Below are 12,989 nucleotides of genomic sequence, written 5' to 3'. Positions count from 1 at the left end.
GATGAGCCGCATGGGTGACGTACTGGCCGGATTTCATGCCGCCTGGGAGTTCGAGTCCGACTCCGTGCTCATCCGTTACGAACGGGGGATTCGAACACCCAAGCTCTTCCAGGCCCTGGGGGAACGCCGCGTGCCCCTGGAGGCGATCGAGGGCGTGACGCTCACGCCCGGCAGGCGCGGCACCGTCGTGCTGCGCGTCGAACCGCGTGCGGGCGCCGATCCGCTGATCGAGGCGGCGGCCGGACAGCTGAAGGAGAGCGGCGACCCCTACCGGCTGGTGCTGCCCGCCGAACGGGAGACGCTCGCGGAGTACTACGCCGACGAACTGCGGGCGCTGCTGACCGAGTCCGGCAAGACCGAGCGCTACCTGGTGGCCCCGCCCGAGCCGCCCCTGCACTTCAAGGCGTACGACGGGAAGGCGTCCTTCGACGGCGACGCGGTGTCCTTCCGCTGGTCCTGGACGGGCGCGTCCTCGGCGAAGTGGAAGGCCGGCGACCAGAGCTTCCCCGTCGCCGACCTGGGCGGGGTGGAGTGGCGCTCCCCCGAGATGTTCGAGGGGTACCTGCGGCTGCTCCCGCGCGACGCCGACCCGTCGGCCGCCCCCGCCGTCCCCCAGGCCGACCAGGACCCGGCGGCGGTCGTGTTCGGGCTCGGGTACGGGCCGGTGCACGAGTCGCTGCCGTTCGCGGCGGCGGTGCTGGCGGCGGTACGGGAACGGGGCGCGAGCACCCCGGTGCCCGTTCCGGTGCCGGCGCCCCGGCGTGACCCGGCCGACATCGCCGAGCGGATACGGCACCTGGGGGAACTGCATCAGCAGGGGCTGGTGACGGACGAGGAGTTCTCCTCGAAGAAGGCGGAGTTGCTGGCGGAGCTTTAGCGTCTGCCTCGGGGCGTTTGCCTACTCACGTCCGGCCGACGTGAACGTCATGTCCGCGTACCGGTCGCCCGCGACCTTCTCCGCGATCGGCTCCAGGAGGGACAGCTCGTCCTCCGTCAGGACGATCCGCGTCGCCCCCGTGTTCTCCTCCACCCGCGTCGGCTTCCGGGTGCCCGGGATCGGGATCACCGGCAGGCCGTGGACCCGGGCGCGCTGGTGTACCCAGGCCAGGGCGATCTGGCCCAGGGTGGCGCCGTGGGCCTCGGCGAGGGCGCGGACCGGGGCGAGGAGGGCCGCGTTGGCCGCCGCGTTGTCGCCGGTGAAGCGGGGCTGCCGGCGTCGGAAGTCGTCCTCGGCCAGCCCGTCGGTACTGGTGACCGCGCCGGTGAGGAAGCCCCGGCCCAGCGGTGAGTACGGCACCAGGGCGACGCCCAGCTCGGCGGCCGCGGGCACCACGCCCGCTTCGATGTCCCGGCTGAACAGCGACCACTCCGACTGAACGGCCGCGATCGGGTGGACGGCGTGCGCCGCCCGCAGTTCTCCGGCGGTGACCTCGCTCAGGCCGAGGTGCTTGACCTTGCCCTCCCGCACCAACTCGGCCATGGCACCGACGGTCTCCTCGATCGGCACGTTCACGTCGCGCCGGTGCATGTAGTAGAGGTCGATCACGTCGACACCGAGGCGTTCGAGGCTCGCCTCGACGCACTGGCGTACGTACGGCGGATCGTTGCGGACCGTCCGCTTCGTCGGGTCGACGTGGTCCAGGGAGAGGGCGAACTTGGTCGCGAGAACGACCTCGTCGCGGTGCGCCCGCAGGAACGGCGCGAGGAACCGTTCGTTCTCGCCGAGCCCGTAGACGTCCGCCGTGTCGTACAGCGTGACGCCCAGCTCCAGCGCCCGCTCCAGGGTCGCCCGCGAGGCGTCGGCGTCCGTCGGCCCGTAGGCGAAGCTCATGCCCATGCAGCCGAGGCCCTGGACGCCCACCTCCGGACCGCCCGCGCCGAGTCGTGCCGTCGGGATCCCGCTGTCGGTCATCCGTTCCTCTCCTCTTCACGGGTGCGTCCGGCGTCCGCGTAGAAGCTGATCTTCCGGTCGAGCACGGCGAGGGTGTCCGTCAGCTCGGCGATCCTCGTGAGCACGTCGCGGCGGGTGGACTCCAGCAGTTCCCGCCGGTCGAGGTAGGTGCTCTCGCCCTCGCGCACCAGCTCCGCGTACCGGACCATGTCGGCGACCGGCATGCCGGTCAGGCGCAGTTTGCCGACGAAGTCGAGCCAGTCCAGGTCGCGGTTGCTGTAGCGGCGCTGCCCGGTGTGCGAGCGGTCGATGTGGGACATCAGGCCGATCCGCTCGTACCAGCGCAGCGTGTGGGCCGTCAGGCCGGTGAAGGCGACGACCTCGCTGATCGTGTAGCGGTCCTGCCCGTCGGGGCGCGGGTGGCGCCGGGGCGGGGCGGAGCAGATGTCGGTTCTCGTGGCGTTGCCGGTGGCGTTCGGACCGAGGGTCCCTGCCGTGGTCTGCATCACCGTCATGTGCCACACGCTATGACCTTGGAGTGCACTCCAGGCAAGCGCCGCCGGCGGGAAATCACCGCCCGGAAATCGCAGGACACGCGACCTCGCGGGTCATTAGCGTGCGGGCATGAGTCTCGTACGCCGTGCGGTGCCCGAGGACGCGGAGGAAGTGCTCCGCCTCCGGCAGGTGATGATCGCCTCAGTGACCCCCGACGCCCCCACCGACTGGCAGGCGGGCTCGCTGCCCGGCCTGCGGGAGAGACTGGCCGATCCGGACGGGGGCTTCGCGGCGTTCGTGGTCGACCACCCGGAGCGGCCGGACGCGCTGGCGGCGCTGGTGGTGGGGACGCTGGAGTACCGGATCGGCGGGCCCGGCAGGCCGGGCGGGCTGCTCGGGTACGTCTTCAGCGTCGCCACCGACCCGGACGCCCGGCGCCGCGGATACGCGCGGGCGTGCATGGACGAGTTGCTGGAGTGGTTCCGCGAGCGGGGCGCCGGGCACGTCATGCTGACGGCCTCCCCCGACGCCGAGCCCCTGTACGCGTCGCTGGGCTTCACGCGCGACTCGACCCCCTCGATGCGGCTGTACCTCTGAGCCGCTTAGGCTCGACGCCATGTCCTTGAACAGCCTCGCGTCGATCGAGAACTGGCCGGTCCCCACCGCCGCGGCGGGCGTCGTACGGGCCGACGGCACGATCCTCGGCACCCACGGCCCGGCCGCGCACCGCTTCCCGCTCGCCTCGGTCACCAAGCCGCTCGCGGCCTACGCGGCCCTCGTGGCGTACGAGGAGGGCGCGATCGAGCTGGAGGAGCCCGCCGGGCCGCCCGGGGCGACGGTCCGTCACCTGCTCGCGCACACCTCGGGCCTGGCCTTCGACGAGCACCGGGTGACCGCCCCGCCCGGGGAGCGCCGGCTGTACTCCAACGCCGGTTTCGAGCAGCTGGGCGACCACATCGCGAAGGCGGCGGACATGCCGTTCGCCGAGTACGCGCGGCAGGCGGTGCTGGAGCCGCTGGGCATGACGTCCACCTCTCTCGAGGGTTCCCCGGCGAAGGACGGCGTGTCCACGGTCGAGGACCTGCTCCGCTTCGCCGCCGAGGTGCAGGCACCGCGGCTGCTGGACCCCCGGACGGTCGCCGAGGCGATGACCGTCCAGTACCCCGGCACGAAGGGCGTCCTGCCGGGCTACGGCCACCAGAACCCCAACGACTGGGGCCTCGGCTTCGAGATCCGGAACGGCAAGTCCCCGCACTGGACGGGCTCCGCCTCCTCCCCGCGCGCCTTCGGCCACTTCGGCCAGTCCGGCACCTTCCTGTGGTTCGACCCGGACGCGGGCCTGGCCTGCGTGGCGCTCACCGACCGCGCCTTCGGCCCGTGGGCGGTCGAGGCGTGGCCGCCCTTCACGGACGCGGTGCTGGCGGAGGCGCGCGGCTGAGGTGGCCTGCTCCCTGGGCCTGTACTCGTTCTCCGACGGCGAGTCGTCCGCGTTCGACATGGACGCGGTCCGGGCGGTCCTCTCGCCCGTCGCCGCCGTGCCCGAGGAGGTGACCGACGGGGCGGCGGAGGATTCGCGCCGCCGACGGCAGCGAGGCAGAGGTGAGCGTCTGCGGCGGCCTGATCTGTGTGACACGCCCGCAGGCCGGCGACGTGTGGCGGATCGTCATCGAGCCGGCCGACCGGCTCCGCGCGGCGGTCCTCCTCCCCGACGGCACGCTCCTGTGCCGGGAGGAGACGCGCGGACACCTCCCCGGGGGCACGGAGGAAGATGCCGTTCTCGTCCCGGAGATCACCCTCCCGGTCTTCGAGAGGGCGGCGGGTCCGTTCACGCACCCGCCGGCCCGACGCGTCAGCGCGCCGCCATCTCCCACACCAGCAGTTCCGCGCCGGACGCCGCCCCCGCCACCGCCTCCACGCCCTCGGCGTCCGTGACGCGGGCCGCGTCCCCGGCGCCCAGCGCCTCCCCGCCCAGCGTCACCTCGCCCCGCACCACGTGCACGTACACGTACGCCCCGTCCGGCACCGCCGTCCGCTCCCCCGCCGCCAGGCGGCGTACGTGGAGCATCGCGCCGGCCTCCGGGACGGCGTACGGGGTGGAGTCGGCGATGCCCCGGACGATCTCGTAGGCCGGGTCGCCGCCGGGGTCGCGGGGGGCCAGCCACATCTGGACGAAGGTCAGCGGGGTGGCCCCGTCGTTGCGCTCCACGTGCCGCACGCCGCCCGCCGAGCTGAGGCGTTGCACGTCCCCGGCGCGGACCACCGTCTCGTGGCCGGTGCTGTCGCGGTGGGTCAGCTCCCCCTCCACCACCCAGGTGACGATCTCCGTGTGGCTGTGGGGATGCTCGTCGAAGCCGGCGCCGGGGGCGAGACGCTCCTCGTTGCAGGCCAGCAGGGCCCCGAAGCGCAGGTTGTCGGGGTCGTAGTGGGGACCGAAGGAGAAGGCGTGGCGGGAGGTGATCCCGGCTGCCGGGTCACCGCCCGGATAGCGCTCGTCGGCGCGGCGTACGTCCATCACGCCGTTCACGGTAGACCCGGCGCGGTGCCGTCCGGAGGGCGGCCGAACGGTCGAGCACGGCCCCTGCGGCACACCCGCCCGGCCCGATAAGGCAGTCTTGTCCCCGTGCCCGAACCCGAAACCGGCAAGCCCGACGCCCCCGCGCAGCCCGCCCACCCGCACACCGCGACCCTGAAGCGGCTGGAGCAGTCCTCAGGATCGCTCGCCGCACAGGCCATCGCGCGCATGGACGAGACGCTGCCGTGGTACCGGGCCATGCCACCGGAGAACCGTTCCTGGATCGGGCTCGTCGCCCAGGCCGGCATCGCCGCGTTCACCGAGTGGTTCCGGCGGCCGGACGCGCCCCAGGCCATCTCGACCGACGTCTTCGGCACCGCGCCGCGCGAGCTGACCCGCGCGATCACGCTGCGGCAGACCGTGGAGATGGTGCGGACCACCATCGAGGTGATGGAGTCCGCCATCGACGAGGTGGCGGCCCCCGGCGACGAGTCCGTGCTGCGCGAGGCGCTGCTCGTGTACGCCCGGGAGATCGCCTTCGCGACCGCCCAGGTGTACGCGCAGGCCGCCGAGGCACGGGGTGCCTGGGACGCGCGCCTGGAGTCGCTGGTGGTGAACGCCGTGCTCAGCGGCGAGGCCGACGAGGGCGCCGTGTCGCGTGCGGCCGCGCTGGGGTGGAACTCGCCCGAGCACGTGTGCGTCGTCCTCGGCACCGCGCCGGACGGGGACTCCGAACTGACCGTGGAGGCCATCCGGCGGGCGGCCCGGCACGCCAAGCTCCAGGTGCTGACCGGCGTGCTCGGGGACCGGCTGGTCGTCATCGCCGGGGGCCGCAACGACCCGCTCGCGGTGGCGAAGTCGCTGATCGGGCCGTTCGCGCAGGGGCCGGTCGTCGCCGGGCCCGTGGTGCCCGACCTGCTGGCCGCGACCCGGTCCGCGCAGGCCGCCGCGGCCGGGCTGAAGGCGTGCACCGCCTGGCAGGACGCCCCGCGCCCGGTGCTCGCCGACGATCTGCTGCCGGAGCGCGCGATCGCCTCCGACCCCTCGGCCCGTGAGCAGTTGGTGGAGGAGATCTACAGACCACTGGAGGAGGCCGGGGCCGCGCTCCTGGAGACGCTCAGCGTCTATCTCGAACAGGCGAGCAGTCTGGAGGGCGCCGCCCGGATGCTCTTCGTTCACCCGAACACCGTGCGCTACCGGCTCCGACGTGTGACTGACGTCACCGGATGGTCGCCCTCTGATGTACGGTCTGCGTTCACACTGCGGATCGCGCTCATCCTGGGGCGTCTGGCCGACGGAGATCCGCAGCTCTAAGATTTTGTGCAGGGTCCACAAAACCCGCTCCTGTTCTTCGTCCCTGTCCCCACGGGCGGTCGTGGCCGTCCTCAAGAGAGAGTGTGAGAGTGCTCGTACTCGTCGCTCCCGGCCAGGGCGCCCAGACGCCCGGCTTCCTGACTGACTGGCTCGCCCTTCCCGGCGCCGCTGACCGCGTCGCCGCGTGGTCCGACGCCATCGGACTCGATCTCGCCCACTTCGGCACCAAGGCCGACGCGGACGAGATCCGTGACACGTCCGTCGCCCAGCCGCTGCTGGTCGCCGCCGGAATCCTCTCCGCCGCGGCACTCGGTGACATCACCGAGATCGGGCCCGGCGTGGTCGCGGGCCACAGCGTCGGCGAGATCACCGCCGCCGCCTTCGCGGGTGTCCTCGACGACACCGCCGCGCTGACCCTCGTACGCCGTCGGGGCCTGGCCATGGCCGAGGCCGCCGCGGTCACCGAGACGGGCATGTCGGCGCTGCTCGGGGGCGACCCCGAGGTGAGCGTCGCGCACCTGGAGAAGCTCGGCCTCACCCCGGCGAACGTGAACGGCGCCGGTCAGATCGTGGCCGCCGGCACCATGGAGCAGCTGGCCGCGCTGAACGAGGACAAGCCCGAGGGCGTCCGCAAGGTCGTTCCGCTGAAGGTGGCCGGCGCGTTCCACACGCACCACATGGCGCCCGCGGTGGACAAGCTCGCCGAGGCCGCGAAGGCGCTGACGCCGGCCGACCCGAAGGTGACGTACGTCTCCAACAAGGACGGGCAGGCCGTCGCCTCCGGCGCCGAGGTCCTGGAGCGGCTGGTCGGCCAGGTCGCCAACCCGGTCCGCTGGGACCGGTGCATGGAGACGTTCAGGGAACTGGGCGTCACCGCGCTGATCGAGGTGTGCCCGGGCGGCACGCTGACCGGGCTGGCCAAGCGGGCGCTGCCCGGCGTGAAGACGCTGGCCCTGAAGTCCCCCGCCGACCTCGACGCGGCCCGCGAGCTCGTCGCCGAGCACACCCAGGCCTGACAAGGAGCGCGAGAGCATGTCGAAGATCAAGCCCAGCAAGGGCGCCCCGTACGCGCGCATCCTCGGCGTCGGCGGATACCGCCCGACCCGCGTGGTGCCGAACGAGGTGATCCTCGAGAAGATCGACTCGTCCGACGAGTGGATCCGCTCGCGCTCCGGTATCGAGACCCGGCACTGGGCCGGCCCCGAGGAGACCGTCGCCGCGATGTCCGTGGAGGCGTCCGGCAAGGCGCTCGCGGACGCCGGGATCGACGCCTCCCGGATCGGCGCCGTGGTCGTCTCGACCGTGTCGCACTTCGCCCAGACCCCGGCCATCGCCACCGAGATCGCCGACCGGCTCGGCACCGACAAGGCCGCGGCCTTCGACATCTCGGCGGGCTGCGCGGGCTTCGGCTACGGGCTGACGCTGGCCAAGGGCATGGTGGTCGAGGGCTCGGCCGAGTACGTGCTGGTCATCGGCGTGGAGCGGCTGTCCGACCTGACCGACCTGGAGGACCGGGCGACGGCCTTCCTGTTCGGCGACGGCGCGGGCGCGGTCGTGGTCGGCCCGTCGCAGGAACCGGCGATCGGCCCGACCGTCTGGGGTTCGGAGGGCGACAAGGCCGAAACGATCAAGCAGACGGTCTCCTGGGACCGTTTCCGGATCGGCGACGTCTCCGAGCTGCCGCTGGACCGCGAGGGCAACGTCAAGTTCCCCGCGATCACGCAGGAGGGCCAGGCGGTGTTCCGCTGGGCCGTGTTCGAGATGGCGAAGGTCGCGCAGCAGGCGCTGGACGCGGCCGGGATCAGCCCGGACGACCTGGACGTCTTCATTCCGCACCAGGCCAACGTGCGGATCATCGACTCGATGGTGAAGACGCTGAAGCTGCCGGAACACGTCACGGTCGCCCGTGACATCCGCACCACCGGCAACACCTCGGCCGCCTCGATTCCGCTCGCGATGGAGCGGCTCCTGGCGACCGGTGACGCGAAGAGCGGCGACACGGCGCTCGTCATCGGCTTCGGGGCGGGTCTCGTCTACGCCGCGACGGTCGTTACCCTCCCCTAGGCACTCCGTGCCGGATCATGCGGTCCGGGACGGAGAGCAGCAACACCCGTCGCGACGCGGCGGGACGCCACACCCTCTGAGACAACAACGAAGGAGCGCCATCATGGCCGCCACTCAGGAAGAGATCGTCGCCGGTCTCGCGGACATCGTGAACGAGATCGCCGGCATCCCGGTTGAGGACGTCCAGCTGGACAAGTCCTTCACCGACGACCTGGACGTCGACTCCCTGTCCATGGTCGAGGTCGTCGTCGCCGCCGAAGAGCGCTTCGACGTCAAGATCCCGGACGAGGACGTCAAGAACCTCAAGACGGTCGGCGACGCGACGAAGTACATCCTCGACCACCAGGCCTGATCCGCCGATACTCGGGCATACCCCGGGTACAGGGCGGATCCGGGCCGACTGCCCCGCCACCCGGCGGTGGCGCCGTACGAATCCGTATCCCGTTGGAGAAAGAATTCCCGTGAGCTCGACCAATCGCACCGTGGTCGTCACCGGTATCGGCGCAACCACACCGCTGGGTGGCGACGCAGCCTCGACCTGGGAGGGCCTGGTCGCCGGCAAGTCCGGCGTCAAGCCCCTGGAGCAGGAGTGGGCCGCCGACCAGGCGGTCCGCATCGCCGCGCCCGTCGCCGTGGACCCCTCCGAGGTCATCCCGCGGCCGCAGGCCCGCCGCCTGGACCGCTCGGCGCAGTTCGCGCTGATCGCGGCGCAGGAGGCCTGGAAGGACGCCGGGTACTCCGGCAAGGCGGGCGAGGCCGCCGCCGAGGACGGGGCGGCCCACGTCGACCCCGACCGGCTGGGCGCGGTCATCGCCTCCGGCATCGGCGGTGTGACCACGCTGCTCGACCAGTACGACGTGCTGAAGGAGAAGGGCGTCCGCCGCGTCTCCCCGCACACCGTCCCCATGCTCATGCCGAACGGCCCGTCGGCCAACGTGGGCCTGGCCGTGGGCGCCCGCGCGGGCGTGCACACGCCGGTCTCCGCCTGCGCGTCGGGCGCCGAGGCCATCGGCTACGCCATCGAGATGATCCGCACCGGCCGGGCCGACGTCGTCGTCGCGGGTGGCACGGAGGCGGCGATCCACCCGCTGCCCATCGCCGCGTTCGGCAACATGATGGCGATGTCCAAGAACAACGACGACCCGCAGGGCGCCTCGCGCCCCTTCGACACGGCGCGCGACGGCTTCGTCCTCGGCGAGGGCGCCGGCGTCCTGGTCCTGGAGTCCGCCGAGCACGCCGCCGCGCGCGGTGCCCGGGTCTACGCGGAGGCGGTCGGTCAGGGCATCTCGGCCGACAGCCACGACATCGTGCAGCCGGAGCCGGAGGGCCGCGGCATCTCCGCCGCCCTGCAGAACCTGCTGGACGGCACGGACCTGGACCCGGCCGAGATCGTGCACGTCAACGCGCACGCCACCTCGACGCCGGCCGGTGACATCGCCGAGCTGAAGGCGCTGCGCAAGGTCCTCGGCGACGACGTCGACCACATGGCGGTCTCCGGCACCAAGTCGATGACCGGTCACCTCCTCGGTGGCGCGGGCGGCGTGGAGTCCGTGGCGACCGTGCTCGCCCTGTACCACCGGGTGGCGCCGCCGACCATCAACGTCGAGAACATCGACCCGGAGGCCGAGGCCCACGCGGACATCGTCCGCGGCGAGGCCCGCAAGCTGCCGGTCGAGGGCCGGATCGCCGCGCTGAACGACTCGTTCGGCTTCGGCGGCCACAACGTGGTACTCGCGTTCCGGACGGTCTGAGCGACGTACCCGCGCGCACGAGGAAGGCCCCCACCGAGCGGTGGGGGCCTTCCTCGTGCGTGAACGGCGGGCGGACTCACACCACCTGGTGCAGCCAGCGGACCGGGGCGCCCTCGCCGGCGTGGCGGAAGGGCTCCAGTTCGTCGTCCCAGGGCTTGCCGAGGAGCTTGGCGACGTCCGACTCGAGGTCGGTCTCGCCGCGCTGGGAGCGGACCAGGGCGGCGCGCAGCCGGTCCTCGGGGATCATGATGTCGCCGTGGATGCCGGTGACCGCGTGGAAGATGCCGAGGTCGGGAGTGCAGCTGTAGCGCTCGCCCTCGACGCCCGCGGAGGGTTCCGCCGTGACCTCGAAACGCAGCAGCTGCCAGCCGCGCAGGGCGGAGGCGAGCTTGGAGGCGATGCCGGCCTGTCCCTGCCAGGAGAACTCCGAGCGCCAGGTGCCGGGCGCGGCGGGCTGCCGGATCCAGTCCAGGCCGACGCGGGTGCCGAGCACCCCGGCGATGGCCCACTCGACGTGCGGGCAGAGCGCGCGCGGCGCGGAGTGCACGTACAGGACTCCACGTGTCGTCACCGGAACCTCCGGGCTGAGCGGGACATCTCGGAACGGGTGGAACGGCCGTGACCGGGCGGGTCACGTTCATGGCGAGGCTACCGTGCGACGGGGCAAGGAGTGTGACGTACCGTCGGTCCCGCCGCCGACAAAACGCCGCCATTCACCCGGCAGGACGCTTGTACGGGTGTGAGGCGTTGCATCGCCGCCCTCGGGAACCCTCGCGCGGTGTCATGGGTTGAGCACGGTGGAGGCACGAACCGAGGGGTGGGACCGTATGGGCCGAGGGACGGACCGGGGGACGCGGTACGGCCGCCGCCGGGCGCGCGCCGCGCTCGACGTGCTGGCGGCCGCCGTTGTGGGCGTGGCGGGCTGCGACGCCGCGGGCGGCGACTCCCCCGCCCCGTCCCCCAGCGCCTCGAAGCGGGCGACGACGGCCCCGGCGTGGGACACGAGCCCGGGGTCGGTCGCCGCCGTCGGCGATTCCATCACGCGCGGCTTCGACGCCTGTGCCGTCCTGTCGGACTGCCCGGAGGTGTCGTGGGCGACCGGCAGCAGCGCGAAGGTGGACTCGCTCGCCGTACGGCTGCTGGGGAAGGCGGACGCGGCCGAGCACAGCTGGAACTACGCGGTGACCGGGGCCCGGATGGAAGACCTGACCGCGCAGGTGACGCGGGCGGCGGAGCGGAAGCCGGAGCTGGTGGCGGTGATGGCGGGGGCGAACGACGCGTGCCGGTCCACGACCTCGGCGATGACGCCGGTGGCGGACTTCCGGACGCAGTTCGAGGAGGCGATGGCCACCCTGCGCGAGAAGCTCCCCAAGGCGCAGGTGTACGTGTCGAGCATCCCGGACCTGAAGCGGCTGTGGTCCCAGGGGCGCACCAACGCGCTGGGCAAGCAGGTGTGGAAGCTGGGCCTGTGCCCGTCGATGCTGGGCGACGCGGACTCCACGGACGCGGCGGCGACGCTGCGGCGCAACACGGTGCGCGACCGGGTGGAGGACTACAACGAGGTGCTGCGGGAGGTCTGTGCGAAGGACCGGCGCTGCCGCACCGACGACGGCGCGGTCCACGCCTACCGGTTCGGCACCGACCAGTTGAGCCACTGGGACTGGTTCCACCCGAGTGTGGACGGCCAGGCACGGCTGGCGGAGATCGCGTACCGCGCGGTCACCGCGAAGACGCCGTGAGCGGGGTCTGACCTGGGCATGTCCTAGAGTTCCGCACATGAGCGAACTCTTCGGCACACTTTCCGACGGCACCCCGGTACACCGCTGGACCCTGGAGCGGGCCGGCGTACGGGTACGGGTTTTGTCGTACGGCGGGATCGTGCAGTCGGCCGAGGTCCCGGACCGGGACGGGAACATGGCCGACGTGGTGCTGGGATTCGCCGACCTGGACGGTTACGTCCGGCACCCGGAGCCCTACTTGGGCGCGCTGGTCGGGCGGTACGCCAACCGGATCGCGGGCGGCCGTTTCCCGCTGGACGGGCGGACGTACGCGCTGGCGCCCAACGAGGGGCCGAACGTGCTGCACGGCGGCGAGCGCGGCTTCGACAAGCGCGTGTGGGACGTGGCGGCGGTCACGGACGGGGTGCGGCTCAGCCGCGTCTCCCCGCACGGCGAGGAGGGCTTCCCGGGGCGCCTGGAGATGTCGGCGACGTACACGCTGGACGGGTCGGGGGCGCTGCGGATCGTGTACGAGGCGGTCACCGACGCGCCGACCGTGCTCAACCCGACCAACCACAGCTACTTCAACCTGAGCGGCTCCGGGCACGCGGGCGGGCACGAACTGCGGCTGGCCGCCTCCCGGATCACGCCGGTCGACGCGGATCTGATCCCGACGGGCGGCCTCGACGACGTGACGGACACGCGCTTCGACTTCCGGCGGGCGCGCAAGATCGGCTCGGGCTACGACCACAACTTCGTCCTCGACAAGGGCGTGACCGACGCCGCCGAGGAGGTCGCCGAGCTGTACGACCCGGCGTCGGGACGGGTGCTCACGGTGGCGACGACCGAGCCGGGCCTCCAGCTCTACACCGCCGACCACCTGGGCGAGCCCTTCGCCCCCGGGGACGGCGTCGCGCTGGAGACCCAGCACTTCCCGGACTCCCCGAACCGGCCCGGCTTCCCGAGCACGGTGCTGCGGCCCGGCGAGGTGTTCCGCTCGGAGACGGTGTACGGCTTCTCGGTGCGCTAGGGAGCGCCGAGGGCCGAGCCCCGGCCCGGCCGTCAGGTTCCGGGCCGGGGCTGCTCCCGGGGGCGCGCACGCGGGCGGCCCGGGTCCGACGTTAACCGTCGCGGTGATCCGGTGGTCCACGATCGGGCATCCGGTCAAAAGTTCGTACGAACCCTTCACAAACACCCACGAGTCGGTCGCCACGCGCCATGGCGCACGCCCCCTCCGTCACGCG

14 protein-coding genes are annotated in these 12,989 nt (G+C 72.5%); 10 read left to right on the top strand and 4 right to left on the bottom strand.

Going from position 1 to position 12,989, the window contains the following annotated elements; genetic code table 11:
* Positions 1-10: 10 nt before the first annotated feature.
* Positions 11-877 (top strand): DUF4429 domain-containing protein, encoded by an 867-nt coding sequence (locus tag NI25_RS27290; RefSeq protein WP_061444976.1) that lies wholly within the window; start codon positions 11-13, stop codon positions 875-877.
* A gap of 21 nt (positions 878-898) precedes the next feature.
* Here NI25_RS27290 and NI25_RS27285 read toward each other — a convergent pair whose 3' ends face one another.
* Both NI25_RS27285 and NI25_RS27280 read right to left on the bottom strand, forming a co-directional pair.
* Complete coding sequence (locus NI25_RS27285; protein WP_061444975.1) at positions 899-1,912, bottom strand: aldo/keto reductase; 1,014 nt, start codon at positions 1,910-1,912, stop codon at positions 899-901.
* Positions 1,909-2,406 (bottom strand): MerR family transcriptional regulator, encoded by a 498-nt coding sequence (locus NI25_RS27280; RefSeq protein WP_061444974.1) that lies wholly within the window; start codon positions 2,404-2,406, stop codon positions 1,909-1,911. The genes NI25_RS27285 and NI25_RS27280 overlap by 4 nt, the downstream gene beginning before the upstream one ends.
* A gap of 109 nt (positions 2,407-2,515) precedes the next feature.
* Between NI25_RS27280 and NI25_RS27275 the strand changes: the two genes are divergently transcribed.
* Entirely contained in the window at positions 2,516-2,983 is a 468-nt protein-coding gene (locus tag NI25_RS27275) for a GNAT family N-acetyltransferase (RefSeq protein ID WP_061444973.1), read from the top strand.
* Between the two features lie 19 nt (positions 2,984-3,002).
* On the top strand, positions 3,003-3,824 hold the full coding sequence (locus NI25_RS27270) for a serine hydrolase domain-containing protein (protein WP_061444972.1): 822 nt from the start codon (positions 3,003-3,005) through the stop codon (positions 3,822-3,824).
* 411 nt (positions 3,825-4,235) lie between these two features.
* Here NI25_RS27270 and NI25_RS27265 read toward each other — a convergent pair whose 3' ends face one another.
* Positions 4,236-4,898: a pirin family protein gene (locus NI25_RS27265; protein ID WP_061444971.1), complete on the bottom strand. Its 663-nt coding sequence runs from the start codon at positions 4,896-4,898 to the stop codon at positions 4,236-4,238.
* A 108-nt stretch (positions 4,899-5,006) separates the two neighbouring features.
* Between NI25_RS27265 and fasR the strand changes: the two genes are divergently transcribed.
* The 5 genes from fasR (at position 5,007) to NI25_RS27240 (ending at position 10,027) form a co-directional block, all read left to right on the top strand.
* The gene (gene fasR / locus NI25_RS27260) at positions 5,007-6,212 is read left to right on the top strand and encodes a fatty acid biosynthesis transcriptional regulator FasR (RefSeq protein WP_052842855.1); all 1,206 of its coding nucleotides are present in this window, start codon (positions 5,007-5,009) and stop codon (positions 6,210-6,212) included.
* An 89-nt stretch (positions 6,213-6,301) separates the two neighbouring features.
* Positions 6,302-7,228 (top strand): ACP S-malonyltransferase, encoded by a 927-nt coding sequence (locus NI25_RS27255; RefSeq protein ID WP_061444970.1) that lies wholly within the window; start codon positions 6,302-6,304, stop codon positions 7,226-7,228.
* Between the two features lie 16 nt (positions 7,229-7,244).
* Positions 7,245-8,276 (top strand): ketoacyl-ACP synthase III, encoded by a 1,032-nt coding sequence (locus NI25_RS27250; protein ID WP_061444969.1) that lies wholly within the window; start codon positions 7,245-7,247, stop codon positions 8,274-8,276.
* A gap of 103 nt (positions 8,277-8,379) precedes the next feature.
* Entirely contained in the window at positions 8,380-8,628 is a 249-nt protein-coding gene (locus NI25_RS27245; protein WP_007449219.1) for an acyl carrier protein, read from the top strand.
* A 109-nt stretch (positions 8,629-8,737) separates the two neighbouring features.
* Positions 8,738-10,027, top strand: coding sequence for a beta-ketoacyl-[acyl-carrier-protein] synthase family protein (locus tag NI25_RS27240; RefSeq protein ID WP_061444968.1), 1,290 nt, complete (start codon positions 8,738-8,740; stop codon positions 10,025-10,027).
* A gap of 76 nt (positions 10,028-10,103) precedes the next feature.
* On the opposite strand, the gene NI25_RS27235 is transcribed toward NI25_RS27240, so the two are convergent.
* Complete coding sequence (locus NI25_RS27235) at positions 10,104-10,598, bottom strand: DUF3145 domain-containing protein (RefSeq protein ID WP_061444967.1); 495 nt, start codon at positions 10,596-10,598, stop codon at positions 10,104-10,106.
* Positions 10,599-10,854: 256 nt separating this feature from the next.
* On the opposite strand from NI25_RS27235, the gene NI25_RS27230 reads away from it, so the two are divergent.
* On the top strand, positions 10,855-11,766 hold the full coding sequence (locus tag NI25_RS27230; RefSeq protein ID WP_061444966.1) for an SGNH/GDSL hydrolase family protein: 912 nt from the start codon (positions 10,855-10,857) through the stop codon (positions 11,764-11,766).
* A gap of 37 nt (positions 11,767-11,803) precedes the next feature.
* Complete coding sequence (locus tag NI25_RS27225; protein ID WP_061444965.1) at positions 11,804-12,775, top strand: aldose epimerase family protein; 972 nt, start codon at positions 11,804-11,806, stop codon at positions 12,773-12,775.
* Positions 12,776-12,989 lie beyond the last annotated feature (214 nt).

This window comes from Streptomyces sp. CCM_MD2014 (assembly GCF_000772045.1).
Classification (GTDB): Bacteria; Actinomycetota; Actinomycetes; order Streptomycetales; family Streptomycetaceae; genus Streptomyces; species Streptomyces salinarius.
Note: the sequence above shows the minus strand (reverse complement) of the source record. Positions and strands in the feature narration are given on the sequence as shown.